Here is a 24,930-nt window from a genome sequence, read left to right on the forward strand (position 1 = left end):
TCGTTCTCCTGTAGTGGTCGCTGGTTGGGGCGATTGCAGGGGGCTTTGTCGCAGTGCGTTATCGGACGTATTTTTGCATGGATTTCGAGGGGGCATGGAAAGTGGCCCCCTGGGGGGCTTCTCGAGAGCGTGGCTGCGTTGGCATGCCGTGTGATGCGGCGGCAGGCCGCCGCCACTGCGGTGCGCTTCATCGTGCTGCTGCCGCGCCCGCGCCTTGCGCCACGGCGGGTGCAGGCGACGGAGCAGCCGGAGTAGCCGGCACCCTCGCTTGCGCGCTCGCGGGCGCTGCTGGCGCCACGGCGGCCGTGTGCTCCGACCATCCGCCTCCAAGCGCCTTGTACAGCGCGACACGGCTGGTCAGGCGGGCCAGCCGGATGGTGGCCAGGGTCTGCTGCGCGGTATAGAGCTGGCGCTGGGCATCGAACACCGAAAAATAGTCGTCCACGCCGTTCTTGAACCGCATCTCCGACAGGCGCTGGGTTTCGCTGGCCTCGTTGACCAGGGTTTCCTGCGCGGCGGCCTCCCGGTCATAGGTGCCGCGCGCGGCCAGGCCGTCGGCCACCTCGCGAAAAGCGGTCTGGATCGTCTTTTCGTAGGCGGCGATATTGATGTCCTTCTGCACCTTGGAGGCATCAAGCCTGGCCTGGTTGCTGCCGGCATTGAAGATCGGCAGCGTGATCTGCGGCGCGAAGGTCCACGCGCCCATGCCTGCGGCGAACAGCCCTGCCAGGTTGGTGCTGGCCGAGCCGACCGCGCCGGTCAGCGAAATGGTCGGGAAGAAGGCCGCCCGCGCGGCGCCGATGTCTGCATTGGCCGCCTTCAGGCGGTGCTCGGCTGCCATGATGTCGGGCCTTTGCTGCAGCAATGCCGAGGGCAGGCCGGCGGGCAACTCGGCAACGAGGCTTTTCGACTCGAAGGGCTCGGGCGGAGGCAGGTCTTGCGGCAGCGGGCCGCCGATCAGCAGGCTGATGGCGTTCTCGTCCTGCGCGACCTGCCGCGTGTATTGCTCCACGCCCACGCGCGCGGTCTGCACCTGGGTCTCGGCGCGGTGCAGGTCCAGTTGTGCCATGGCGCCGGCGCGCTTGCCGCGCCCGATCATCTCGGCGGCGGCTTGCTGGCTCTTCAGCGTGTCCTCCGATATTTGCAGCAGCACCTGGTCGGCGCGCCAGGTCAGGTAGGCGCTGGCGACTTCGGCGACCAGGCTGATATGGGCGCTGCGGCGCGCTTCCTCCGTGGCCAGATACTGTTCGAGTGCCTCGTGCTTGAGGCTGCGCACGCGCCCGAAGAAATCCAGCTCGAACGCGTTGAAGCCCACGCCCGCGCTGTACTGCGTGATGACCGCCGACTGCCCGGGCGCGCGCAGTTCGCTGGGCACGCGCTGGCTGAGCACGCCCGCGCTGGCACCGATCGCGGGGAACTGCGCGGCGCGCTGGATACGGTACTGGGCGCGCGCCTGGTCAATGGCGAGCGTGGCGACACGCAGGTCGCGGTTGTTGGCCAGCGCCAGTTCGATCAGGCGCCGCAGGCGCGCATCGACAAAAAAGTCCTGCCAGCCCAGGTCGGCCGCCGCCGTGCTGGTTGCGGCCGCGGCCGGCGTGGCGGCACCGTATGCCGGGCCGGTGGGCCAGGCCTCTGGCACTGGCTGCGCGGGGCGCTGGTATGTGGGCTCGAGGGTGCATGCAGCCAGCGCAAGCGGCAGGGCCATGCAGAGCATGCGCAGCGTGGGGGCGAGAGTCTTGTGCATGGAATTCATCCGGAAAAGGCGCGCCACACGAGCCGCGAAATGGCCAGCCGGGGATTGCCGTGGTTGGCGACGTTGTGGCCGGGTTCGCTGAAGAGCAGCCGTATCAAGCGGTGGCGCGTCGCCATGTCCAGATGCAGGGCGAGCCCGAGCAGCTTGCCCTGGCGGCGCGCGATCCGGCACGGCACCCAGCCGGTCGCCTCCATCCAGACCGTGCCCTCGGCGCCGACCGGGATCGCCGCGGCCATCGCGCTGGTAATGGCGACGCCATTGCAGGACAGGTTCACGGTCGTGGCGGTGTACTCGTGTCCGCCGCAATCTGCCTTGCCGTTGATCCGCAGCAGGGCGCGCTCCCGATAGGGGAAGCGTTCTTCCTTGCGCGGCCGCGGCAGTTCCACGCAGACCAGCAGCGAGGTAAGGTAGAGCACCATCGACACGGCGGTCCAGGCGAAGTTGAAGACGAGTCCCGAGGCCGCCGCGTCGGCGGCCACCGCGCGCGCCAGGCCCATGCCGGAGAGCAGGATCAGGCAGCCATAGAGCGCGGCGAACTTCGCGTGGATCATCAGCTTGCTGCGATCCAGCCCCTTGTTGGTGACCTTGAACGGACGGCCGAATGGCTTGAAGAACGCGCTGACCAGCGTCGCGCTGACCGCCAGCGCGGACACGATCTGCGTGACTTCGGTAAAGATAGGCAGTGCGCGCGAGCCGGTTACCCAGATGCTGTAGGCCCAGTAAAGCAGCAGCGCCGGCACGCCATAGGCGAGGAACTGCATCGGTTCGCCGTACAGCGTCGGCACGTCGAAGTACCAGTACAGCAGTGGCCCGGCCAGCAACATGAGCGTGAAAGGGCGGCTCAGCCAGTGCAGCAGGCCGTGCACGTAATGCATGCGCTGGCCCAGCGTGTAACCGCGTCCGCGCAGCGGCCCGTCAGCCGTGAGCGCCACCTGGATCGTGCCCAGTCCCCACCGGCTGCGCTGGCTGATGTACTCGGGCAGGCCTTCGGCGGACAGGCCCACGCTCAGGCGTTCGTTGAGCCAGCGCGTGACATAGCCGTGGGGCATCAGGCGATAGGTCAGGTGGATATCCTCGGTGACCGTGCCGGTTGGGAAGCCGCCGATCAAGCTTAGCGCCTCGCGCCGGACCACGAAGGACGTACCGATGCAAAAGGCCGTGCCCCAGGCATCCTTGGCGGGCTGCATCACATCGAAGAAGGCGCGCTGCTCGTCGACCCAGCATTCGGTCGAGCGCAGGTTGTACTGGATCGGGTCCGCGTTGTAGTAGAACTGCGGCGTCTGCACTACGCCGACCGTTGGGTCGCCGAACAGGCCGATGGCACGCATGAGGATGTTCTTGTTCGGGGCGAAGTCGGCATCGAGCACCATGATGTAGGGTGCGCCGCCGCCATGCTCCGCGCGGGCGCTATGCTGCAGGCCGTTGTTGAGGTTGCCCGCCTTGGCATGCGTGTTGTCGGGGCGCGTGACATAGTTGGCGCCCACCTGCGCGCAGAACGCCTTCAACCAGTCGCGCCGGGTATCGTCAAGCACCCAGACGCGAAAATCCGGATAGTCGATCGCCAGCGCGGCAACAATGGTCTTCTCGAGTATCTCCAGTCCTTCGTTGTAGGTCGCGATGAAGATATCGACGCGGGGCACCGAGCGGCTGCGCCGCAGCGCGGCCTCGCCGGCGTCGGCCGCGGGCGTATGGTTGCTCGTGCGGGTCAGCGTGACGATGGAGATCAGCGTGTACGTGATCGTCATGATCTCGAACCCGAAGAAGACGTGCGCCCACAGGCTGGCAAAGGTCATTTGCCATTCAGGCAGCGTCTGGGTCCAGCGCCAGACCAGGTAGACCAGCAGCAAGGTCGCGGTGATGGCACCGAACACGCAACGGTCTGTGTCCCGGGCGCGATCTGCGCGCATGCAGACCCAGGCGAGCAGCAAGGTCGCGGCGTTGATGAGCAGCAGCGTCCTGCCATCGAGAAAGAATTCGAACATCGTTACTCCTTGGGGGCAGGGGCAGGGGCAGGGGAAGGGGCAGGGGCAGGGGCAGGACCATGGCCGTTGCCGCAAGCCGCATCGATACATCCGGCGGGACGGAAGGGGTTCCAGCCCGCGGCAGCCAGCACCGCCCAGGCGGTCGCGCCGAGGTGGGGCAGGTGGTAGTAGTAGAAATCCTCCGTGGTGGAGGTCGGCCCGATCGAGAGGCCGGTGCGGATGCGTTGTTCCGGCGTGGCGTAAAGCAGGCCGGAGGGCGCGCGCTGCGACAGCAGCAGTGGCCAGAGCGGTGAGGCATCCTGCGCGCGGTTGCTGGCGCGCAGCACCAGCGCGGCCTGGCCCGTGCCTTCCGTCCACACGCCGTCGGGGTTGCCGTTGAAGCCGTAGCCGCCCTTGACGCCATGGCGCTCGCGCGTCCAGTCCAGGCTCCTGCGCCAGTCCGCGGGCGCGTCCGGGACGGCGATCAGCGGCCATAACACCGCATCGAGAGCGGACGGGCCGCTATTGAGCGAGCGGCCATCGTCGCGCGTGCCGATCACGAAGCGCCCTTCGCGCGGCTGCCACATGGCTTCGACGAAGCCGCGCGCGCGGCGCGCGGCCACCGGCCAGCGCGGATCGTTGCTGAGCCGCGCCAGCCAACTGAACGCGGCGTAGGCATCCACGTTGTGCTCGGTGGATTTCCAGGCCTGGCGAGTGGGGCTGGGTTCCTCGCCGAAGTAGCCGCCGATGAAGCCGCCCGGCGGGCCCGCATCGAAGAGCGTGGCGTCGACCCAGCCCATCAGCGCCGCGGCACTGTCAAGATAGCGGCGTTCGTGGGTGCTGTCGTAGACGGCCAGCAGCATCAGCGCGGCCCATGCCACATTGCCCGTGGCAGTGCCGGCCTGGTAGGCGTCCTCGAACCAGCGCTGGCTTGGCGCGTCCCACCAGCCGGGCAGCGGGGCTGGGCCCGCCGGCAGCGCGCCGGCGCGGTAGGCGTTGCGCAGGCGGCCATCGTGGTAATGGCGATCGCGCGCGCTGGCAGCAACCATGGCGTCCGCTATGCGGCGCGCATCGTCAACGCGGTGGCAGGCCACCAGCGCCACGCCCGCGAGCGCGTTGTCGTAGACGAATGCCGCCTGCTGCAAGGCGGGCGCAAGCGGGCCTTGGCCTGGCGCGGGCTCGTAGCTGGCGAGCATGACCGGGCCCTGGCCGGGCACCGCCGCGACCCGCGCGGCAATGGCCTGGCAGGCGCCCGCCAGCAACTGCTCGCGCGCTTGCGCTGGCGGCGCTTGCGCGGCGGCGGGGGGTACGAGGATCGTAGCCAGCACCACGGTGCCGGCCAGCAGCAGGTGGCGGCTCAGGTGGCGGCGCAGGTTGCGTGAAGCCCTGTTCATGGCGATCTCCTGCCTTGCGTCGGGTCCGGCGCCATCAGATCAGCGCGCGCATATGGCCCCACCAGGGCTGGTCGAGGCTGACCTTGGCCCAGCGCCCCAGCGCGCAGCGATCCGCCGAGGCGCCGGCGCTATGCTGGGGCAGCGCCGGCAGGGGCTTGTCCAGTTTGGCGATCAGGTAGATCTCGTTCTTCTCGATGGGCGGGAACGGCACGAAGTAACGCGCCTGCTCGCCATCGGGCGCGCGTGGCAGGATCTCGGCCACCTTGCCGGCCAACGGCGCGCCCACGCCGTCCACGCGCACCGTCACCCTGGCACCGGGCAGCATGTCATTGCTGAGGCTGCGCGGGAACACCGCCACCACCCGGGGTTGCGCGCAGTTGGTACTGCGCAGCAAGGTTGCGCCGGCCGCGACGCGCGTGCCGGGCGGCGCCAGCACGTCCTGGACCATGCCGGAATCGTAGGCCTTGATATCCAGGTTGGACATGCGTTGGACGCGCTGCTCTTCATCCGCGATCAGGGAGTCAACCGACTTGCCATACTGCGCAAGCTGGGTCAGCTCCGCCTTGAGCTGAGTGATCTCCGCGCTCAGTTCGTCGTGCCGCTGCGCCAGCGTGGAGACCGCGCCATCGGTGCTGGAGAGGTACACCTTGCCCTTGGCCGCCTGGCTGTTGCTGAGCGCGTTGTCGAGCTCGGCGCGGATCGCTTCCTTGGAGTTCGATAGGATCGACAACTGGTAGCGGGAGGCGTTTGTGTAGGCCTCGCTGACCGCGCCCGCCCATTGCATGGCCTGGTTGCGGTTCACCACGTCTTCCTGCTGGTCCACCTGTTCCTTGGCCATTGCCATGCGGGCCTGGATGCCCCGGATCTTGGCGGCGTGCTCGGCTTGTGCGGCCGCCTGGTATTTCCTGGTCTCCTGGTCGGTCGCGTCAAGGCGGGCCTGATCGCCTTCGAGCTTGGCCTTGGCCGCATCGTAGCGTTGCTGGTTGTCCAGCTTCTTGCCCGTCAGTTCCACCAGCAGGGCGCGGTCGACATTCTGGTTCTGCACGCTCATCAGCGTGTCGCCCGGCGCAAAGGAGGCGCCCACCGGAATCCGCTGGCCCGCCACCACGCCTTCGACCGGCGTGGTGACCAGGTTGACCGGCCCATCAACCACGGCGCGTTCCGATGAGCGCGTGAACACGGGTGGGAACATCACGGTCAGGATCACCCAGACGATAAAGACGGCCACGCCGTAACTGGTCAGGCGAGGCACCACATGCCAGAGGGGGCGTTTGGTCAGCTCGCGGCTGCCTCTTGCGGGCGCCAGCTGGTCTGTGCGTAATTCCGGCAGGTGCGTGGCCGGGGGACGGCTTTGTTCGATTTTGTCGCTCATGGCATCCTCTCTGGCAAGTTCGCGCGATTGGGTTCGCGAAACAAGCGGCAAGCCGTTGACACCGGGCGTGTCGGCAAGACGCTCGTTCCCTGTAAAGCATGTCCCCCAATTTTTCATCCGCGATGCGTTGTTTCCCGGCCCAGCCGGACCGCTTGCGCATCTGTGCGTGGACCAGAACGTGCCGGGTCCATTGATCTGCCCGCGCTCCGGCTGACCGCAGGAGCAGGGCGAATGCGTATGGCCCGAGGGCCATCGACGATACTCGCGGAAGTGCAGGACTCGGGTTCGCTGCACGGTGGCGAGTGAGTCAAGGCTAGCCAAGAAGCGGCGCCACTGCTGTAAGAATGTGTAAGAGCAGGATGTCACGCCGTTGAAATCCATGGCATCCAATGCCCTCAATTACCGTGCGGGCAGAGACCTTCCTTTCACATGCGCATGGGCACATTTTCGGCGGACGAGGTTGTTCCTGCAGCCTCAGTTGACATTGTTTCTTCCAGCGGCAGCAATGGATAGCAATGGATGCTGCCTGTTTGCAACACAGGCTGAGAAGAGGCAGCGTGCATGAAAAAGGCCGGCGCGGGGCCGGCCTCTCGATCATGCCTTGGCGAACAATGCACGCCAGGGCACCAGGCAAGTCAGCGCATCAACGTGCGCTTGCGTCCGCGTACACGCGCTCACCCGCCACCCACGTCTGGGTCACGCGGGTCTTCCAGATCTCGGCCGGTGCCACCTTGAACAGGTCCTGGTCGACCAGGATGAAGTCGGCCCACTTGCCCGGCTCCAGCGAGCCCAGCGTCTTCTCCTGGTGCTCCGCGTAGGCTGCGTCCAGCGTGAAGGCGCGGAAGGCCTGGGTCAGGGTCATGGCTTCTTCCGGATGCCAGCCCTTGATCGGGCGGCCTTCGTGGTCGGTGCGCGTGACTGCCGCGTGCAGGCCGTAGAAGGGGTTGGCGGACTCCACCGGGAAGTCCGAGCCACCGGCGATCACGGTGCCTTGCTTGAGCATGGTCTGCCAGGCGTAGGCGCCCTTGATGCGTTCCTTGCCGATGCGGTCCTCAGCCATGTTCATGTCGCTGGTGGCATGTGTCGGCTGCATCGAGGCGATCAGGTCGAGCTGCTTGAAGCGCGGGATGTCCGGCAGCGCGACCACTTGCGCGTGCTCGATGCGGTTGCGCAGTTCGCGGCCGCCGACTTCCTTGTAGGCCACTTCGATCGCGTCCAGCACCTGGTGGTTGGTGGCGTCGCCGATGGCGTGCACGTTGACCTGGTAGCCGGCCTTGATGGCCATCTTGACGCTGGCCTGCATGGCGGCGTCGCTCATGAACAGCAGGCCGCTGTGCACGTGGTCGTCGGAGTACGGCGCCATCAGCGCCGCGCCGCGGCTGCCCAGCGCGCCGTCGCCGTACAGCTTGACCGCGCGCAGGTAGTAGCGGTCGTTGCCGTAGCCGGAGAGCGGGCCCTTGGCCGAGAGCGCCTTGAAGTCGTCGCCGGTGTCGCGGATCATGCCGTAGATGCGCGTGGTCAGCTTGCCCTGGTCGGCGAACTCGCGGTAGATGCGGTCCTCCTGCGCGGTCACGCCGGCGTCGCCCGCGCCGGTCAGGCCGAGCGCGTTCATGTGCGCCAGCGCGGCGGCCAGCGCGGCGCGGCGGTCGTCGTCGGAGTACGGCGGGATCACGTTGTTGACCAGCGCCATGGCCTTGTCGACCAGCACGCCGGTGGGGTTGCCGTTGGCGTCGCGCTCGATGCGCCCGCCTGCCGGGTCCTTGGTGTCGCGCGTGATGCCGGCGGCTTGCATGGCCTTGGTGTTGAGCCAGGCGGCGTGGCCGTCCACGCGCACCAGGCGCACCGGGCGGTCCGATACGGCAGCGTCGAGTTCAGCCGCGGTGGGGAAGCGGCCCAGTTTCCAGTTGACTTGGTTCCAGCCGTAGCCGAGCAGCCATTTGCGCTGCGGATTCTTGTCGCCGTAGGCGCGGATCATGCCTTGCGCTTCGGCCAGGTCCTTGGTGCCCGACAGCGAGATCTCGGTGGTCTTGAAGCCCAGGCGGAACACGTGGCCGTGCGCATCCATCAGGCCCGGCAGCAGGGTCTTGCCCTGGCCGTCGATGCGCTTGGCCTCGGGGTACTGCGCGCGCAGCGCGGCGGCGTCGCCGGTGGCCAGCACCTTGCCCTGGTCGAACACCAGGCCGGTGAAGCTGGCGACCTGGTCGTTCTTCAGGGTGTAGCCCTGCACGGATTCGATCAGGGTAGGCGCGGCATGGGCCGACAGGGCGAGGCCGGCGGCCAGGGCCAGCAAGCTCTTGTGGATCGCGTGTTTCAACTCAACTCTCCTTGTTGTTGTGGTACGGCGCTTTGGTTTTCTTATGTGCTCTCAGGATTGACTGCTTGCTACGGACTGCTCGTTACTCGGCCGCCGCCGTGGCGGGCAGGCCAGCGTCGGCTGCCTCGCCCCGGGCGGGTGGCAGCGGCGGGAACTGCATGTCGGCATAGTGCACGAAGCGCGTCTTGCGCACGAGGCGGTAGCCCAGCCAGATGGCGAGAAAGATCGGGATGCCGATATAGGTGGCCGTGACCGCTACCCAGTCGATCTTGCCGTCCATGAAAGCCTGGTAGTTCTGGCCGAGCGTCACGATCAGGCACAGCGCAAAGGCGAAGATGGGGCCGTACGGGAAGAAGGGCGAGCGATAGGGCAGGCGGGAGAGATCCAGCCCCTGCGCGACAAAGCCGCGGCGGAAGCGGTAGTGGCTGACGGCGATGCCGAGCCAGGCAATGAAGCCCGTCATGCCCGACAGGTTCAGCAGCCACAGGTAGACCGACTTGCTCTCGAACATGGAGGTCAGGAAGCACAGCGCCCCCACCGCGGTGGTGGCCAGCAATGCCGCCAGTGGCACGCCGTTGCGCGTGAGGCGCGCGAAGATGCGCGGCGCGCGGCCCTCGGTGGCCAGGTTGTAGAGCATGCGGGTGGAGGCGTACATGCCGGAGTTGCCGGCCGACAGCACGGCGGTCAGGATCACCGCGTTCATCACCCCGGCGGCGAATGCCAGTCCCGCATGGCGGAACACCAGCGTAAACGGGCTCACGCCCACCGTTTCCACATCGCTCTTGAGCAGGCTGGGATCGGTGTAGGGAATCAGGATGCCGATGATCAGGATCGCCAGCACATAGAACAGCAGGATGCGCCAGAACACCTGGCGCACGGCGCGCGGGATGTTCCTGGCGGGATCGGCCGATTCGCCGGCCGCCACGCCGATCAGCTCGGTGCCCTGGAAGGAGAAGCCGGCGATCATGGCCACGCCGATCATCGCCGGCAGCCCGCCGACGAACGGCGCATCGCCCGCCGTCAGGTTCACCAGCCCCGCCGGCACGCCGCCCGTATCGCCGTGCAGGATGCCGAAGATCATCAGCACGCCGATGACGATAAACGCGATCACCGTCACCACCTTGACCAGCGCGAACCAGTACTCGGCCTCGCCAAAGCCGCGCACGGAGATCGCGTTGAGCAGGAACATCAGCGTGAGGAACAGCGCGCTCCACAGCAGCCCGGGCGTGTCGGGGAACCAGTACTGCATCACCAGTTGCGCCGCCGCCAGCTCCACGGCGATGGTGACTGCCCAGTTGTACCAGTAGTTCCAGCCCAGCGCGAAGCCGAAGCCTTCCTCGACGTAGAGCGCGCCGTAGGTGGCGAACGAGCCCGACACCGGCATGTACGCCGCCAGCTCGCCCAGGCTGGTCATCAGGAAGTACACCATGGCGCCGATCAGGATGTAGGCGGCCAGCGCCCCGCCAGGGCCAGCCTGCGCGATGGTGGCGCCGGAGGCCACGAACAGCCCGGTGCCGATCGAGCCGCCGATGGCGATCATGGTGAGGTGGCGCGCGCGCAAGGTGCGGCGAAGGGCGGGTGGCGCAGGGCGGGAAGCGGGTTGCTGGCTGGTCATGGATAAGAGGAATTGGAGCGCTGAAGCCGGAGGCGCCGGCGTGGCCCGCATTGACTGACGCTGGCCGGGCCCGGCGGGTGTAAAGCCAGAAAAGCGGGATACAAGGCGATACATTTACCGGCTGGTACATTGGGCGGCATCATAAGAGAAAACGCCGCCCGGGGAAAGGCGCCGGGGCCGGGCTGCTGCAGGTTTTGCGCTCGTTGCAGTGCGGCATGGCTAGAATCTGGGCTTTGCATCCTCGCGGTATCCGGACCGATCCTCATGAACCTGCCCTTCAACGACAGCTATCTTCTACACATCGCGCTTAGCGTCGGCATTGTGCTGGCCGGCATGCTGGCCGTGAAGTTCATCAACCGCTTTTTCCAGGCCCGCCAGCAGGGGGACAAGGACAACCGCGGCAGCTATCGCACCTGGACCGTGGCCTCGCGCAATGCGGTTGCCGCGGTGGTGTTCCTGCTGCTGCTGGGGATCTGGGTGTCCGAGCTCAAGAGCGTGGCGATCTCGCTGACCGCCTTCGCGGTGGCCCTGGTGATCGGCGGCAAGGAACTGGTGATGTGTTTCCTGGGCGCTTTCCTGCGCATGATGGCGCGCCCCTTCCAGCTCGGCGATATCCCGCGTCGAGGCCGAGCTGATCGCGATCACGGAGGCGGTGTGCGCCGGCTTCCTGGCCGAGGCCCGGCACAGCCTGCAGGAATACGGCGGCTCGCGCTTTCTCGATCTCTCGCAGTTCGAGCCGCGCGTGATGTTCGAAGCCATGGCGGCGGACCGGCTCGATGCCCTGGTGCGGTTCCCGGTGCCGGTGTCCTCGCGCCTGTCGATCGCGCAGCAGATCCTGCGCAAGTACCACCAGCAGCGCAACGCGGAGCTGGCGGCGGCAGCGGTGGCGACCAACGTGGGGCCCGCGCCCGCGCAGCAGGCCAAGGCGCCGCCGCATCCTTAAGCGTCCGGCCGGGGCGGGAACCGTTTTATGGCTTCACTGAACGGCGTTTCGGTTGTATGGTAGCCGTGCCGCCGCCGTTGCCGGGGACGGGAATCGTAGCGCATTGCGTCGAACCATATCGAACCAGATCGAACAACGAGGAGACCCATGAAAGCCGCTGTCCTGCATCAACCGAAGACCCCGCTTGTGATCGAAGACGTCGCCATCGGCAAGCCGGGCCCGCACGAGGTGCTGCTGCGCACGGCGGCGGTGGGCGTTTGCCACTCGGACCTGCATTTTCTAGATGGTGCTTATCCCTTCCCGATGCCGGTGGTGCTCGGGCACGAGGCGGCCGGCGTGGTGGAGCAGGTGGGCTCCGAGGTGCGCACGGTCAAGCCCGGCGATCACGTGATCACCTGCCTGTCGGCCTACTGCGGCCATTGCGAGCACTGCCTGACCGGCCACCTGTCGCTGTGCGTGGAGCCGGACACCAAGCGCCGCGAGGGCGAGGAGCCGCGCCTGCTGGCCAAGGGCGCGCCGATGAACCAGTTCCTCAACCTGTCGGCGTTTGCCGAGCAGATGCTGATCCACGAGCACGCGCTGGTGGCGATCCGCCGCGATATGCCGCTGGACCGTGCCGCGCTGATCGGCTGCGCCGTGACCACCGGCATGGGTGCGGTCATCCACACCGCACGCGTGAGCCCGGGTGAGACCGTGGCGGTGATCGGCTGCGGCGGCATTGGCCTGGCCACCATCAACAGCGCGGCCATTGCCGGCGCCGGCCGCATCATCGCCATCGACCGGGTGCCTGGCAAGCTCGAGCTCGCCAGGCAATTCGGCGCGACCGATGTGATCAATGCGGCCGACGTCGATGCGGCGGAAGCCGTACGCGAGCTCACCCGCGGCGGCGTGCACCATGCGTTCGAAGCCATCGGCCTGAAGCAGACCGCCGAGCAGGCCTTCTCCATGCTGCGCCGCGGTGGTACCGCCACGGTGATCGGCATGATCGCCCCGGGGGTGAAGATCGAGATCAAGGGCACGGATTTCCTGGCCGAGAAGCGTATCCAGGGCTCGATGATGGGCTCCAACCGCTTCCCGGTGGACATGCCGCGCCTGGTGGATTTCTATATGTCGGGCAAGCTCAAGCTGGACGAGCTGATCTCGCGCCGCATGCCGCTGGAGAACATCAACGAGGCCTTCGATGAACTGCGCCGTGGCGAACTGGCGCGCTCGGTGATCATGTTCGAGCACTGAGCGCCGCGGGCGTGGCCCGGGCGCGCGCCGCCTAGGCCACTGTCTTCCCGTTCGCCCCGGCGTGCTGGCCGCGCCGCCGCGACACGCTCTCCCACACCGCCACCACGCACATCACCGCGCTGGTCAGCCCGCCCAGGTGTGACAGCGGGATGTGGCCGTAGATTGCGCGCTTGTAGAGCGCGTTTCCAATCAGGTAGATGCCCGGGCCCTGGCCAGCTGGCGCTGCAATTTAGGACTTATCCGATTTCCCGCACGATGAAAGCTAGCTAGACTTCGTGTCTCGGCATGCCCGCGTGTGCCGATTGACCTTTGCATAGTGGGTGACCCCCTCCTACCCCAATCGCGCCCCAGGCTGTCCGCCCCGTGACAGCCTGGTTTTTTTTTGCTTGTTCACGGAATTCGACCCGAACGGATGTTCAGGTTGGGATGGTTTGCGAGCCCGTCTCGGGACGCTCGCGTGTTTCCTTCCGCAGTTCAAACAGGTCAGGAGGATTTTCGGTCGCGAGGCAAGCTCTGAAATGGAATCAGGACAATTATTCGTGCGATCATGCGGGCCGGAAAGTGTGCGGGCGGCTATGTATTGACTACCAGCAGTCCCGCCGCATTGCGCTACGCTTTCCTAACGTCATGGCACACGTCAGCGGCCAAAAGTGGCCGATGCGCTACGTTCCGTTATATGACCGAGGCCGCCGCGTTACACGGGTCCAGATGAGCTACCGCCCTCAACAGCATCAAGTACAAGACCTTCTCACTTCTTATTTCTGGAGTGGCGACGCCATCCGCAGCCGGCGCGTGAGTGACATCGTGCTATCAGGCACGGTCGACATGCCTGTGCCCCCCGCACGTCTGCTCGCGGATTGGGCCAGGGAGATATCGTCCCGCCTGGTCCTGGAACCCGGGGATGTCGAGGCAATGCCTTTGGCACGGGCGCGGGCGCGCTGGCCGGACTACGCGCGCTGCGTGCAGGCGGTGTCCGACTGGGCGGGCGCGCTTGGGCTGCCTGGGGTGCTTGCCTGCGGTGACGTAGCCCTCATGGCCTGCCGCGGCGCGAGGTACCACCATGACGGTGAGCAATACGGCGGTGCGGCCTTTTGCAATCTCTTCCTGAGCGAGGACAGAGGCCAGGACTTGCATTTTCCCTCTTCGGGCCATCGCATCCCCTTGACCCGGGGTACGGTCGTTATCTTCGATACCTGCCAGCCTCATGGCGTAATTCAACGCAGCAGCAGCGGATTTCATGCGGGCGATTTCCCGCCCGACCAGGATTGCACCCAGCTCTTCCTGACCTGGGAGCTTCCCATCGAAGATGCCCGTGTTGCGCACGCACTCAAGGTCGCCTTCGACATCGCCCCTTCGGCCTCGTCGCAGCCGGATGAAGAGCAAGTCTGGTTGAACGATGCAAGGGCCAACGTGTGCCCGGACTCCGGCCGGTGGTGTCGGGCCGGCTAGTTGTCAGGGTCGTTTTGTGCGGCGAAAACGCTGCCGGAGTCATCGCTGATTGTCGCGATCCGCGACAACGCAAGCCGCAAGGAATCCCCGCGCATGGATGGCACCGCTTGCCGCTTTCTCGTTGGCCTTCTGAAGGCAGCCGAGCAAATCTGCACGATCTTGCGAAAGGCATCCTCCACGGTGTCCTGACGCTTTAGCACCAGAGGGGTCGCACGCACGGAATTCGGCATCTCGCAGACCGGCCTTCCGCAAGCTCGAATTTCAGTTCTCTCTCCATGGCATATCTCCCCGGCTGAACGACGAACGGGCGTTTGAACAACCCGTTCATTGGTTTGTCATCAATGGATAAGACAATGCGCCGCTCCCAAGGTGACTAGTCAACAGTCGCGCCTTGGGTATGACAAAACAATGGCACGGGCGCCCCCACAAGAGCCCGGCCGATCAGGGAGCTAGTTATGTTGTTCAAGGGCCGATATCCGTTCGGCGCGCTGGGCCGTGCGGCCTGCGCACTGATTTTTTGCGTCACGCTGGCAGGCGCTTTAAGCGCCTGCAACAGCACTGGCGACAGTGGGCCGGCGACCATGCAGTCGGTCAGGCATGTCTTCGTGCTGACCATGGAAAACAAGAACTACAACGACACCTTTGGCTCGAGCACGCAGGATCCCGACCTGCAAGCCATGGCCAAGCAGGGTGCGCTGCTGACTCAGTACTTCGGTACCGGTCACGTCAGCCTGGACAATTACATCGCGATGATGAGCGGCCAGCCCTCCACCAGGGAAACGCAGGGTGACTGCGTCCGGGGCTTCAACGATGCGGTGGCCGACGGCTCGGACGCCGGCAATCCGAAGGTGCTGAAGACGACCAACGGCCTGGGCTGCGTGTATCCCAAGGAAGTGAAGACCTTCGTCAACCAGATCGATGATCTGGGCCTGGCCTGGAAGGGCTACATGGGGGACATGGGCAACGACCCGACCCGTGAGTCGGCCACCTGCGGCCATCCCAAGATCGGCGCCATCGACAATACCCAGTCCGCTCGGGCACCGACCGCCGACGTGCCGAAGGGCGACCAGTACGCGACCCGCCATAATCCCTTTGTCTATTTCCATTCGATTATCGACAACCAGAGCTATTGCGATACCCATGTCGTGAATCTGGATGCGAACCTGGAAAAGGACCTGAAGTCGGTCGATACCACCCCCAACTTTGTATTCGTCACCCCGAACCTGTGCGATGACGGCCACGACGGTGATGGCACGGGCGCCAAGCCCTGTGTCAACGGCGACAAGGGCGGCCTGTTCTCGATCAACGCCTTCCTGAAAAAGTGGGTCGCGATCATTCAGGCCTCGCCCGCTTACCAGAAGGACGGCCTCATCATCATCAACTTCGATGAATCGGCCGACATCGTTCCGGCCGGCTCGACAATCACCAACGGCGTGACGACGGTTACGCTGAACTTGCCCGGCGACTCGTGCTGCGGCCAGCAGGCCGGCCCCAACGTGACGCGCCCGGACGATGCGATCCTGCCGGTTTCCGCAACGCTGCAATACAAGCTGCACTATCAAGGTGTGGGCGGCGACCGCGTTGGCGCAGTCATGCTCTCGAAGTTCATCAAGCCAGGCACGGTGACCAACACGCCGTATAACCACTATTCGATGCTCAAGAGCCTGGAAAACATCTTCCAGACCAATGGGTACTTGGGCTACGCCGATGACAAGAACCTGGTGCCTTTCGGTACCGACATCTTCACCAACCTGCAGTGAGCAAGTACTGGCGCAAGGCGGGAGCCGCCTTCATCGCAGCGGCGCTGCTTTGCCTGTGTGCGTGTGGCCGCGAATCGGCCCTTGCCGTCGCGCCCTCCGCCAAGGCGGTGGCCGCGATCGGCAAGCTGGCCTTTTCCGACCCTTCGCTGTCGGCGTCGGGCCGCATGTCGTGTGCGAGCTGCCATAGCCCCGACCACGCCTACGGTCCGCCTAACGCACTGGCTGCGCAATTGGGCGGGCCGGATCTGCAGGCGCACGGGACCAGGGCTGTGCCATCGCTGCGCTATCTGCGCCGCACGCCTGTCTGGTTCAAGACTTACCAGTCGAATCTGCGCGAGCGCCTGACGGATACCGACAACGTGCCTGTCGGCGGCTTTACCTGGGATGGCCGCTTCAACACCATGGCCGAGCAAGCGGCGGCACCATTGCTGGCCGCAAACGAAATGGCCAATCCAGGTATCGAGGCCGTGGTGGAGCGTCTTTCCAGGAGCGCCTACGCCCAGCGCTTCCGTGAAGTCTTCGGCCATGACATCTTTTCGCGCCCCGACGCTGCATTCAAGGCGCTGGGCCAGGCCCTGCAGCGCTTCCAGCTTGACGACCCGAGCTTCCAGCCTTACGACAGCAAGTTTGATCTTTACCTCGACCGCAAGGTTGAGTTGACCGTGCAGGAACTGCGCGGCCTCAAGCTGTTCAGGGACCGGGATGGCGGCAATTGCGCCGCCTGCCACATCGTCGAGCAGGGCGCCAACGGCGCGCACCCGCTGCTTACCGATTTCAGCTTCGCGGCGATCGGCGTGCCGCGCAATCCGGAAATTCCGGCTAACACTGATCGGGATTATTACGACATGGGGTTATGCGGTCCAGCACGGACCGACCAGGCGCAAGCGCAGCACTATTGCGGGATGTTCAGGACACCTACGCTTCGCAACGTCGCCACGCGCGGCGCGTTCTTCCACAACGGGCGTTTCCACAGTCTGGAAGACGCACTGCGCTTTTATGTGGAGCGCGATACCGCACCCCAAAAATGGTATCCGCATCCGGGCAGCAAGCGCCAGTTCGACGACCTTCCCGAAGCGCTGCAGGACAACGTCGATCACATCAATGCGCCATTCACGCATCACAAGGGTGAGAAGCCTGTTTGGTCCGAGGCAGATATCCGTGACGTGATCGCGTTTCTCAGGACGCTGAACGACGGCTATCAGCCGTAGCGCTGCTACCAGCGCCTAGTCCAGTTGCCGAGGAGGAAGCATAGGGACGATTGAGAATCCTCGTATCACCACGAACAAGAGAGAACCGTCGCCGAAACATCGGTGACCGCGCGTAGCAACCGTAAGGCTGGGCTTCCGCTCACTATCAGCCCGCGATGTGCGATGTCGGCGTTCGACGCTTGCGTCGCGATCATTAGAATCACTTTGGAAACCTTATGAATCCAAATCTCCCAATCCCGCAACGCAGAAAATTCCTTGCCGCCGGATCGGCAATGGCGGCAATGGCGGCAACGTCTGTACTAAGCGCATGCGGCGGTGACGATGCCACTTCCGCATCGGTTAGCGACGCCGAGCTTCAGGCGCAAATTGCCGCCAAACTGAATGCTCAGCTCGGCGATAGCGCGACTGCGAATGCGATCCAACCGGCACTGCTAGACGTCGGCTTCACGTGGGACCTACCGATGATACCGGCCGCGCAGGTCGGCGCGATCGTCGCGTACAGCTTCGGCAATCGCCCGAATGCCGCGAGCGGCAACACGTCGAGCTCGGGCGGCAACCAGCTCGCGTTGCCCGATCCGGGACCTGTCAACGAAGCATTGGCCGATGCCGTTCACCAGATCTACGTGCTGAAGCCCGTGAAAGTCTATGCGCAATGGGAAATTTCCCGCTTCCTCGTGTCGAAGTACGGCATGGGAACGGACGTGCTGACGTCGATAGAACCGGTGGTCGCTAGCAACGGCACGATCGTGTACCTGAGCACCGCCGGCGTCGCGGCCGCGGCAGTGTCGCGGGCTGGCGGCGGCGTCGCGATGGGCAATGTCGCGGTGGTCGGCCATCGCGATCATGCGAAGCGCTGCATTCAGACTTCGCAGCAGGCGGGCATGAAGGCTTACGCGGTGAGCGAAGTACCGCTGCCCACGGTCTACGACCCGCAATCGGGCCAGCCGTGGACGCGCAACCGCAGCCTGTATCTCGTACACGACATGTATGCGCAGATGATCGGCAGGGCCATCGGTGCCACGAGCCAGGCTTTTCCGAAAGGCTGATGATGTCCGCCAATTTCACGATACCTACGACCATGCACACTCGCCGCCATTTCCTGACTTCCGCGCCCGCGTTCGCCGCGTTGTGCGCCGCCAGCACCGCCAGTTTCGCCAGCGATATCCTGGCCTCGGACGCCGAGCTGCAGCGCCAGATGCAGGGCAAGCTGACCGCCGAACTTAACGATCAGGCCGTCGCCTCCACCGAGACCGGCTACCTGTTCGACGCGTTCTTTTCGTGGACGCCGCCGACCGTTGATGCGGGCCAGGTCAATACGATTGTCGCGTACAGCTTCGGCAATCGGGCCGCGACTGGCGGCGCCGTGCCGGTGCCCGGTCCCGTCAACGAGCAGATTGCGGATGCCGTCTACCTGCTTCATCAGACGGTCGGGGCACCGATCTACGCCCAGCAGGAAATCGCCAGTGTGCTCGCGGCCAAGTATGGGCTGACCAGCGGCGTTAACTCGATCTCGCCCCCCGCTGGCGCAAGCAGTGTTGGCGTCACGGTGCCGACGCCCGAGGGCGTCGCCGCCGCGATCGTCAAGCAGGCCGGCACTGCTGCCGCGCTGGGGACGATCGCGGTCATCACGCATCGGGATCAAGCATCGCTCGCCGTTCAGGTCTCGAATGCGATCGGCATGAAAGCGGCTGTGCCTGCGGGCCTGTCGCTGCCGGCGGCGTATGACACGTCCGCGCAGCCACCGGCGCTTCGTCGACGCGACCTCTATTTGCTGGGCAATCTGAGTACGCGTCTAGGCATGCTGCGACTCAACCTCATCAGTCAGGAATATCCGAACGGATAAACCCGCGCAATTTTCCCGCCATCCACACCAAGTTCGGAACCTCTACCTGATTGTTCGCGGCGCAGGACCACCGCCACGGCCGAAGAACGGTCCCGGTCTACCAAACGGTAGGCCGGGGCCAACGGGGATAAATCTGAAAAGCGGGCACTGTCCCATGATCGACCTCAGTCGCACGAATACAGTCCATGCTGACGCGCGAACCGTGCGCGTCGATCGCCTAGCTTATCCGGGTCGGCCCAAAAGGCTCTCTCCAGGGCATCGAGTTCTGTGGTGGAGCGCGTATTCGTAGCACTCTCCAGCGCTGTTGGAGAAGAACTGATGGAAGCCCCCGCTGTACACCTCGCCGATGAGGCAGGTCACTGCAAAATAGGTCTTCTCATGGATCCCAAGGGACAGAAAGCCGCCACCTTCGCCGTGAACACGATTGACCAGGCCGGTCCAGTATTCCCGTTCAGCGCTTTCCCCGCATTGGCGCTCGCGCACACGGCGCTTCTTGCCATCGTCAATCTGCTGTCGGTATCCGCCTTTACACGGCATGCACAAGCCGCCGGTCTTCGCCGCGGTGTCCGCAAGAATGAGTTCGCCGCAAAGTGCGCAAGGCAGTCGTTCGCTCATGGGAAGGGAAGGCCGAATGGGTTCGACTATGTATGCCCCCCGACAATAGGCAGCCGGTCATGGAGGCACGCAAAGATAAAGGGAGGGATCGCCACTACGCCAAAGGCGGGCGCCGGTCAGGCGCCCGCCCCGCCTTGGGTCATCCACGCCGCGCTAGGCGGCAGGATGTCTTAGGCGCGTTAGTACCAGCGCGTATTCCAGCCGACGTACATCGCCTGCCACCAAGGGCGGACGACCGGCACCTGCGCGGACCAGCCCTGCTGCACCGGCCAGATCTGCTGCACCGGCCAGATCTGCACGGGCCAGACTTGCTGCACCGGCCAGACCTGCTGCACCGGCCAGACCTGCACAGGCCAAACCTGCGTGGGCTTCGCTTGCTGAACGGGCTTGGCCTGCTCCACGGGCCTGGTCGGCTCGTCGGCTCGACGGGCTTGGCTTGCTCCACGGGCTTGGTCGGCTCGACGGGCTTGGCTTGCTCCACGGGCTTGGTCGGCTCCACCGGCTTCACTTGCTCCACCGGCTTGGCCGGCTCCACAGGCCTGGCCTGCTCGATGGTCCCGGAGTTGGAATACAGCATCGACTGCACCTTGACCTTGCCCTCCTTGGCGGACATCCGGTCGGTATTGGTGAACGTGAGGCTGGAGACGCTTACGTTGCCATGATCGCTGGACAGCAATCCCGTGTTCATACCGGTCGTCGATTTGACCGAAAGATCCCCGCTTGCGGTGATATTGCCGGCATTCGAGACCGTCGTCCCATTCAACCTGGTGGCTCCGGCTGCGCTGCTGAGCGTACCTGTGTTGGTGATGGTTGTGCTATCCACGGTGAGGCCGCCGCCCTTGGCAAGCACAGTCCCATCGTTGGTCAGGGTTGCCGAACGTATCGAAAGCGCGCCGCCCGCTTTGATCGTGTCCTTGTTCTGCAATGTAGCTGTGCCCAGCGTGATGTCGCGGTCCGACTCGATGGTCCCGCGATTGATCAGTGTCGCCGAGTTGATCGTGGCACCGGTTGCGCCGCTGATTTTGCCGTCGTTTTCCATGCTGTCCGAGCGGATGTCAGCAGCGCCCGCCGCGATCAGCTGCGCGCCGGACTGTACGCTGAGCTTGTTCTCGGTGGCCTTCCCGGCAACCACCAAGCCGTCGCCGCCGCTGACGCTCTGCGCGTCCTGAGGGACCGACCCGATGACATTGCCGGTCTTCTCGACCTTCAGGTTGCCCGTGAGCGCTTGCACCTTGCCCGCAATGTTCACGCCGGCGCCCCCTTCGGTGCTCCGCAGCGAAATGGCGTTCGCGTACATGCCGCCGAGCGCGGCTACGTCGATCGCGCGCACCGGCACGAGGTCGTTCGCATCGGTCTGCCTGGCGTCGATGCGCTCGCCGTCATAGGCGATATCGTTGCGGCCTGCCACGGCGCGGACCAGTTCCTTGGCACGGACCGCCCCATCGATCGTCATGGAGCGCGACAGCAGGTCGACCTTGTCCACCGTGCTGGCATCGAACCCCTTGCCGCCGATGGCGATGTCGCCGCCAGCCACCACGAAGCCCGTCACGGCGCCACCGTTGCCGAGCGTCGGCGTGCCCGTGGTCAGCGTGACGCGGGAGGCGTTCAGCACGCTGCCGCCATCGACCGAAATGCCGTTCGGGTTGGCGACGATCAGCGCGGCGCGCTGCCCGGCAATTTCCGTCGTACCGTTCAACATGGTGCGGGCATTGCCGACCACCTCGTTCAGGATGACGCTGGCGGCGCCATTGGCGAGTGCGGCGTTGCCCGCGACGTTGCCGCCGATCTGCGTGGCAGCACCGTTGACGCTGTTGTTGAGCACCAGGCCATTGGCGCCGACGCTATAGTTCTGGAACGGGTTGTGCGATACGCCGGCGGCGTTCGGCGCGTTGATCTGGACGAGTGGCACGCCGTTGGCGGTTGCGCCGATGCCGGGACCGCCAGGCGCAGCGCTGAGCTGCGCGGAGGCGATCGAGGCGTGAAGCGCGGGGGCGGCCAGCAACATGGCTCGCAGCAGGACGCTGCAGCGGGGCGGGCGGGCAATCATGGATGTCTTTTTCATCGTTTGGGCCATGGTAAGTATGGTGAGAGACGGCAGGCCACCGGCATACGGAGATCCGTGCCGGGTTGGGTGCAGGCATGCCGGGTCAGGGCTTCAGTAATGGCTGTGGTCGGCTTCCTCCGTCAGGTCATGGATCAATCTCAAAGCGTGATTCCAAGCGTGATTCCAAGCGTGAATCAAAGCGTGAATCAAAGCGTGATGGATATCTGCACGGCCACGGTCGCCCGCGCTGCCTCGAACCCGGCAGGCTTGGCCAGCGGCTTGCCAACCGACACGTCGTAGCTGAGCTTCCCGTAAGCGCCCCGCACCCCGAGCGCCGCGCCAACCAGTGTTCGCCCGGAGAGTTCGCGCGTCACGCTGCCGCCCACGGAACCCGTGTCGGCCGCGATATAGGCTTCCTGCCCGGTGCGCCCGATCGCCAGCGCGACTTCATTGCGCAGCACCCATCCGCTTTGCCCCACCAGGGTCCGCGAGCCATCGAAGCCGCGCACCGTATAGCGGCTGCCGATCGACATCATTTCGGTCCCCGGAATCGCATTCGGCGCGGCTTGCGCGTTCATGCTGGTGCGATAGCCCATGCGTTGCCCGCCGAGGGAGAACGGCGCGTCAACGCTCGCGTTGGCGCTGAGGATGCTGTAGCGGCCGTTCCATTGCGTTCTCCCGCTCACGTAGCCGGTGTTGGACGACCACGCGGGAATGCTCCCGCGCAGGCTGAGCCCGCCGGTGAACGTGGCGCGGCGCGCGCGTTGATAGTGGGAATAGCTGAGCGTGTAGCCGGTGATGTCGCGCGCCTGCACGCCGATCGGCCATTCGCCGAGCCAGACGTCGTCCGAGCGCCGCGACAGCTTGGCGCGCACCGTGCCCTTCATCGTGCCGGTACGGTAAGCCACGGTGGCGGCACCCGCCTCGAATGTCCGCGTGCGGCCCGTGTAGGGCAGGCCGCCGGCATACGTGGCCACTGTCTGCAGGAAATCGTACTGGTTAGCGCCCAGCCAGAAGGAGCCATAGCCATACGGCACCGTCCATTGCAAGCCCATAGAGCGGGAGCCGACGGTGTGGTTGCCGAAGTGCGCGTCATTGTTGTATGTGGCCACGAGATGGTCATACAGTCCCAGGGGGGAGTCGACTACCAGCACGCCGCCGAGCTGATTCTTCCCGGTCGCATCGAGGCCCGCGTTGTCGGCGGAAACAATGGCCCGCCAGCGGCGCACCGTCGGCGCATGGTGGATGGCAAGATCGGTTTGCCCGAATTCCTTGCCCGGCGACAGCACCATCTGTACCGCTGCGTCGCCCGCCACGGTGCGGATGTTCTCCAGTGTCTGGTCCAGATCCCGCAGGTTGAGCACATCGCCTTCGCGCATCGGCATCGCCGCCTGGCGGCGGCCGGGGGCGTCGCCGGTCTCGGCGATGCTGCCGATGCGCCCGGGCACGAGTTCGATCTCCAGCGTGCCGGCGCGCAGATCCTGCTGGCCGATGAGGACTTGCGTGGTGAGATAACCGCGCTCGATGAGCAGGTAGCGCAAGTGATCGCGCAGCCGGGTGATCCCTTCGGAGCCGACGCACACGTCCCGCACCTGCACGGCGCGCACGAGCCATGCGAACGCCTCGGCGTTTTTCCATGCAAGGTGCGAGATCTCGAAGCACGGCGACTCGGCTGGAAACTCGAGTACCGCGTGCGGAGAAGTCTCGCCACCGGACAGGACCGGCGCCGCGGCCGCGGCGCGCGTGAGTGCCTCGTCGACCTGTTGCGCCTGTCGGCGTGTCGCTTCGCTGGTCTCGGCCGCGGCGTGCGGTGTCAGGGACTGTGCGATGCCGGGAGAGATCTGAAGCAGGAGCAGTGCCGCTGCGCCGCCGATCTTACGGATGGATGTCATGCTGCCGATGCTGCGCGTCCATGTCTGGAACATAGGCGCGGATTTGTTGCGGAAACGCCAGCCGCCGATACCGAAGCCGCTTTGTGGGCCAGGTGGCAGTCGCTGTGTCTGGTGTCGATGCTGTCGCTATCGAGGCAGGGACATTCTGAGTGTCTTGGGAAGGGAAGACAATCGGACAAGTTTGAAGATGCGATGAAATGCAGCGCTTACGAGCGATTTTATCGCTGACGTCTCGCGGGCAGGTCGATGCGGCTCTCGGGAACATTGTTCCCGTTCGATTGAGGTTCTATTCGGGTTCTATTGAGGCGGGTTGCAGAGAGGAATGTGCGAGAAAGCTCGGCGCGTCCTGCCGGTATCGCATCGGCCTGCCACTGCGCTCCTACTGGTAATCCATCAACACGGACATCATGCCGGAAATCGTGCCGGGAGTGACCGTCGCTTCAGTTTGAATGTAGCGCGCGGTCATCGGGATGGAGTAGGTGCCGCCGGTCGATGTGCTATATGCGCTGAGCGGCAATCGTTGATTGAACATCGCGGGCGTGCCGTTCGAGTCGGTGATCTGGATCGCCACGCCCTTCGCCGTCGAGCCGCCGGGGACCGGCAGCGCGCCGGCGAAGGCGGGCGCCGGGCCTCCGATCGGGGTGAGTGTGTAACCGACGCGCGCGTAGCCGGGCGGACAGTTGTTGAAGCGAAGCTCGAACCTCCTCGTGCCCGACTGGCCGCCGGTCGATCCCGTGCCCGTGAGCTTGTGCAAGGCCATAGCGGGCAGCACGACGCTTTGATCCGGCGTCGAGCAGGTGCCGTTGACCAGCCTGACGGTCGCCGCCAGAGCGATCGCGAGACCGCGCTTGCTCAATAAGCACATATCGCCATTGAATTCCCAACCATCGGGCCGGCACACATAGAAATAGGACGGGTTGCCTAGCTGGCCTGTCTGGCCCGCGAGGCTGCCGGCCGACAGCGGGCGGTCGTCGCGCACCAGTTGCACTTCGAGTGGCGAATTGACCGTGAGCTCGCTGCCAGTTTTCACGTTGAACATGGTGATGGGCTGGCCGTTGACCAGCAGGCGAGTCGAGATGCCCGATACGTTGGTCTCGATTACCGGTCCGCGTACGTATCCGCTCCCGCCGTTCGGCCAGAGCGAGATCGAAGAAACCTTGCACGACGGCGATGAGTCGCAGAGTTGACTCAACGGAATCGTGTAGCGACTGACCACGGTGCCTGTTGGCAAGGTGCTCGGCAGGTTAAGCGCCGTTCCAAACGCCGTGACCGGAACGAGTGTAGCAAGTGCTTTCGGCGAAATCGACGCGACAACGACAAGAACGAATGCCGGGATCAGGCGCGCAGCAAGACCCCGGAGGATTTGATGGAACCGTTGCATAGTAGAAATTATTCCCTTCCGTAAGTGAGGGAATACGTTGTTCCCCCGTGCCGTCCCCATTTTTCGGATCATTTATCGAATTATCGGGACTCGCGGCCTTGATCTCGGATGCTATGGAGATTGCAAGTCGTTTTGCTTCACCCGGATGGACCG

General features: G+C 65.1%; 18 protein-coding genes. 7 read left to right on the top strand and 11 right to left on the bottom strand.

Annotation, left to right across the window (positions count from 1 at the left end; translation table 11 throughout):
• Window positions 1-187: 187 nt before the first annotated feature.
• The 7 genes from OR16_RS16780 to OR16_RS45865 form a co-directional block, all read right to left on the bottom strand.
• A complete protein-coding gene (locus OR16_RS16780) occupies window positions 188-1,744 on the bottom strand; it encodes an efflux transporter outer membrane subunit (RefSeq protein ID WP_006159132.1) in 1,557 nt (518 codons plus the stop codon).
• A gap of 5 nt (window positions 1,745-1,749) precedes the next feature.
• The gene (locus tag OR16_RS16785) at window positions 1,750-3,735 is read right to left on the bottom strand and encodes a glycosyltransferase family 2 protein (RefSeq protein WP_006159133.1); all 1,986 of its coding nucleotides are present in this window, start codon (window positions 3,733-3,735) and stop codon (window positions 1,750-1,752) included.
• 2 nt (window positions 3,736-3,737) lie between these two features.
• Window positions 3,738-5,108, bottom strand: a complete 1,371-nt coding sequence (locus OR16_RS16790; RefSeq protein ID WP_006159134.1) for a hypothetical protein — start codon at window positions 5,106-5,108, stop codon at window positions 3,738-3,740.
• Window positions 5,109-5,142: 34 nt separating this feature from the next.
• The gene (locus tag OR16_RS16795) at window positions 5,143-6,480 is read right to left on the bottom strand and encodes an HlyD family secretion protein (RefSeq protein ID WP_006159135.1); all 1,338 of its coding nucleotides are present in this window, start codon (window positions 6,478-6,480) and stop codon (window positions 5,143-5,145) included.
• Between the two features lie 643 nt (window positions 6,481-7,123).
• Window positions 7,124-8,794, bottom strand: coding sequence for an amidohydrolase (locus OR16_RS16800; protein WP_006159136.1), 1,671 nt, complete (start codon window positions 8,792-8,794; stop codon window positions 7,124-7,126).
• Window positions 8,795-8,876: 82 nt separating this feature from the next.
• The gene (locus OR16_RS16805; protein ID WP_050983002.1) at window positions 8,877-10,409 is read right to left on the bottom strand and encodes an amino acid permease; all 1,533 of its coding nucleotides are present in this window, start codon (window positions 10,407-10,409) and stop codon (window positions 8,877-8,879) included.
• Window positions 10,410-10,703: 294 nt separating this feature from the next.
• Window positions 10,704-11,054, bottom strand: coding sequence for a hypothetical protein (locus OR16_RS45865; protein ID WP_006159138.1), 351 nt, complete (start codon window positions 11,052-11,054; stop codon window positions 10,704-10,706).
• 7 nt (window positions 11,055-11,061) lie between these two features.
• Here OR16_RS45865 and OR16_RS45870 point away from each other — a divergent pair, with 7 nt between their 5' ends.
• The 7 genes from OR16_RS45870 (at window position 11,062) to OR16_RS16845 (ending at window position 18,845) form a co-directional block, all read left to right on the top strand.
• On the top strand, window positions 11,062-11,352 hold the full coding sequence (locus OR16_RS45870; protein ID WP_006159139.1) for a hypothetical protein: 291 nt from the start codon (window positions 11,062-11,064) through the stop codon (window positions 11,350-11,352).
• Window positions 11,353-11,499: 147 nt separating this feature from the next.
• A complete protein-coding gene (locus tag OR16_RS16815) occupies window positions 11,500-12,585 on the top strand; it encodes a Zn-dependent alcohol dehydrogenase (protein ID WP_006159140.1) in 1,086 nt (361 codons plus the stop codon).
• A gap of 708 nt (window positions 12,586-13,293) precedes the next feature.
• A complete protein-coding gene (locus OR16_RS16820) occupies window positions 13,294-14,034 on the top strand; it encodes a hypothetical protein (RefSeq protein ID WP_006159141.1) in 741 nt (246 codons plus the stop codon).
• 455 nt (window positions 14,035-14,489) lie between these two features.
• Window positions 14,490-15,794 carry an alkaline phosphatase family protein gene (locus OR16_RS16830; RefSeq protein WP_006159143.1) on the top strand — a complete coding sequence of 435 codons (1,305 nt, stop codon included), beginning with the start codon at window positions 14,490-14,492 and terminating at the stop codon, window positions 15,792-15,794.
• On the top strand, window positions 15,791-17,002 hold the full coding sequence (locus tag OR16_RS16835) for a cytochrome-c peroxidase (protein ID WP_006159144.1): 1,212 nt from the start codon (window positions 15,791-15,793) through the stop codon (window positions 17,000-17,002). Before OR16_RS16830 ends, OR16_RS16835 begins: the two co-directional genes overlap by 4 nt.
• A gap of 215 nt (window positions 17,003-17,217) precedes the next feature.
• The gene (locus OR16_RS16840; protein ID WP_043420015.1) at window positions 17,218-18,048 is read left to right on the top strand and encodes a hypothetical protein; all 831 of its coding nucleotides are present in this window, start codon (window positions 17,218-17,220) and stop codon (window positions 18,046-18,048) included.
• Window positions 18,049-18,080: 32 nt separating this feature from the next.
• Window positions 18,081-18,845, top strand: a complete 765-nt coding sequence (locus OR16_RS16845) for a hypothetical protein (protein ID WP_043420082.1) — start codon at window positions 18,081-18,083, stop codon at window positions 18,843-18,845.
• Window positions 18,846-19,067: 222 nt separating this feature from the next.
• Here the strand turns inward: OR16_RS16845 and OR16_RS41360 are convergent, their stop codons facing one another.
• The 4 genes from OR16_RS41360 to OR16_RS16865 form a co-directional block, all read right to left on the bottom strand.
• Window positions 19,068-19,460 carry a DMP19 family protein gene (locus OR16_RS41360; RefSeq protein ID WP_006159147.1) on the bottom strand — a complete coding sequence of 131 codons (393 nt, stop codon included), beginning with the start codon at window positions 19,458-19,460 and terminating at the stop codon, window positions 19,068-19,070.
• Between the two features lie 139 nt (window positions 19,461-19,599).
• Window positions 19,600-21,522 carry a filamentous hemagglutinin N-terminal domain-containing protein gene (locus OR16_RS39800; protein ID WP_158001364.1) on the bottom strand — a complete coding sequence of 641 codons (1,923 nt, stop codon included), beginning with the start codon at window positions 21,520-21,522 and terminating at the stop codon, window positions 19,600-19,602.
• Window positions 21,523-21,710: 188 nt separating this feature from the next.
• Complete coding sequence (locus OR16_RS16860; RefSeq protein ID WP_043420086.1) at window positions 21,711-23,396, bottom strand: ShlB/FhaC/HecB family hemolysin secretion/activation protein; 1,686 nt, start codon at window positions 23,394-23,396, stop codon at window positions 21,711-21,713.
• Between the two features lie 379 nt (window positions 23,397-23,775).
• Complete coding sequence (locus OR16_RS16865; RefSeq protein WP_063709594.1) at window positions 23,776-24,777, bottom strand: fimbrial protein; 1,002 nt, start codon at window positions 24,775-24,777, stop codon at window positions 23,776-23,778.
• Window positions 24,778-24,930: the final 153 nt, after the last annotated feature.

The sequence above is a fragment of the Cupriavidus basilensis OR16 genome (assembly GCF_000243095.1).
In the GTDB taxonomy this organism is placed as follows: Bacteria; Pseudomonadota; Gammaproteobacteria; order Burkholderiales; family Burkholderiaceae; genus Cupriavidus; species Cupriavidus basilensis_D.

Excerpts from the sequence above, each read along its gene's own strand:
- OR16_RS16780 (WP_006159132.1), bottom strand. The coding sequence starts at position 1,744 with ATGCACAAGACTCTCGCCCCCACGCTGCGCATGCTCTGCATGGCCCTG.
- OR16_RS16820 (WP_006159141.1), top strand. The coding sequence starts at position 13,294 with ATGAGCTACCGCCCTCAACAGCATCAAGTACAAGACCTTCTCACTTCT.
- OR16_RS16840 (WP_043420015.1), top strand. The coding sequence starts at position 17,218 with ATGAATCCAAATCTCCCAATCCCGCAACGCAGAAAATTCCTTGCCGCC.
- OR16_RS16845 (WP_043420082.1), top strand. The coding sequence starts at position 18,081 with ATGCACACTCGCCGCCATTTCCTGACTTCCGCGCCCGCGTTCGCCGCG.
- OR16_RS41360 (WP_006159147.1), bottom strand. The coding sequence starts at position 19,460 with ATGAGCGAACGACTGCCTTGCGCACTTTGCGGCGAACTCATTCTTGCG.
- OR16_RS16790 (WP_006159134.1), bottom strand. The coding sequence starts at position 5,108 with ATGAACAGGGCTTCACGCAACCTGCGCCGCCACCTGAGCCGCCACCTG.
- OR16_RS16860 (WP_043420086.1), bottom strand. The coding sequence starts at position 23,396 with ATGACATCCATCCGTAAGATCGGCGGCGCAGCGGCACTGCTCCTGCTT.
- OR16_RS39800 (WP_158001364.1), bottom strand. The coding sequence starts at position 21,522 with ATGAAAAAGACATCCATGATTGCCCGCCCGCCCCGCTGCAGCGTCCTG.
- OR16_RS16785 (WP_006159133.1), bottom strand. The coding sequence starts at position 3,735 with ATGTTCGAATTCTTTCTCGATGGCAGGACGCTGCTGCTCATCAACGCC.
- OR16_RS16865 (WP_063709594.1), bottom strand. The coding sequence starts at position 24,777 with ATGCAACGGTTCCATCAAATCCTCCGGGGTCTTGCTGCGCGCCTGATC.
- OR16_RS16815 (WP_006159140.1), top strand. The coding sequence starts at position 11,500 with ATGAAAGCCGCTGTCCTGCATCAACCGAAGACCCCGCTTGTGATCGAA.
- OR16_RS16795 (WP_006159135.1), bottom strand. The coding sequence starts at position 6,480 with ATGAGCGACAAAATCGAACAAAGCCGTCCCCCGGCCACGCACCTGCCG.
- OR16_RS16830 (WP_006159143.1), top strand. The coding sequence starts at position 14,490 with ATGTTGTTCAAGGGCCGATATCCGTTCGGCGCGCTGGGCCGTGCGGCC.
- OR16_RS16805 (WP_050983002.1), bottom strand. The coding sequence starts at position 10,409 with ATGACCAGCCAGCAACCCGCTTCCCGCCCTGCGCCACCCGCCCTTCGC.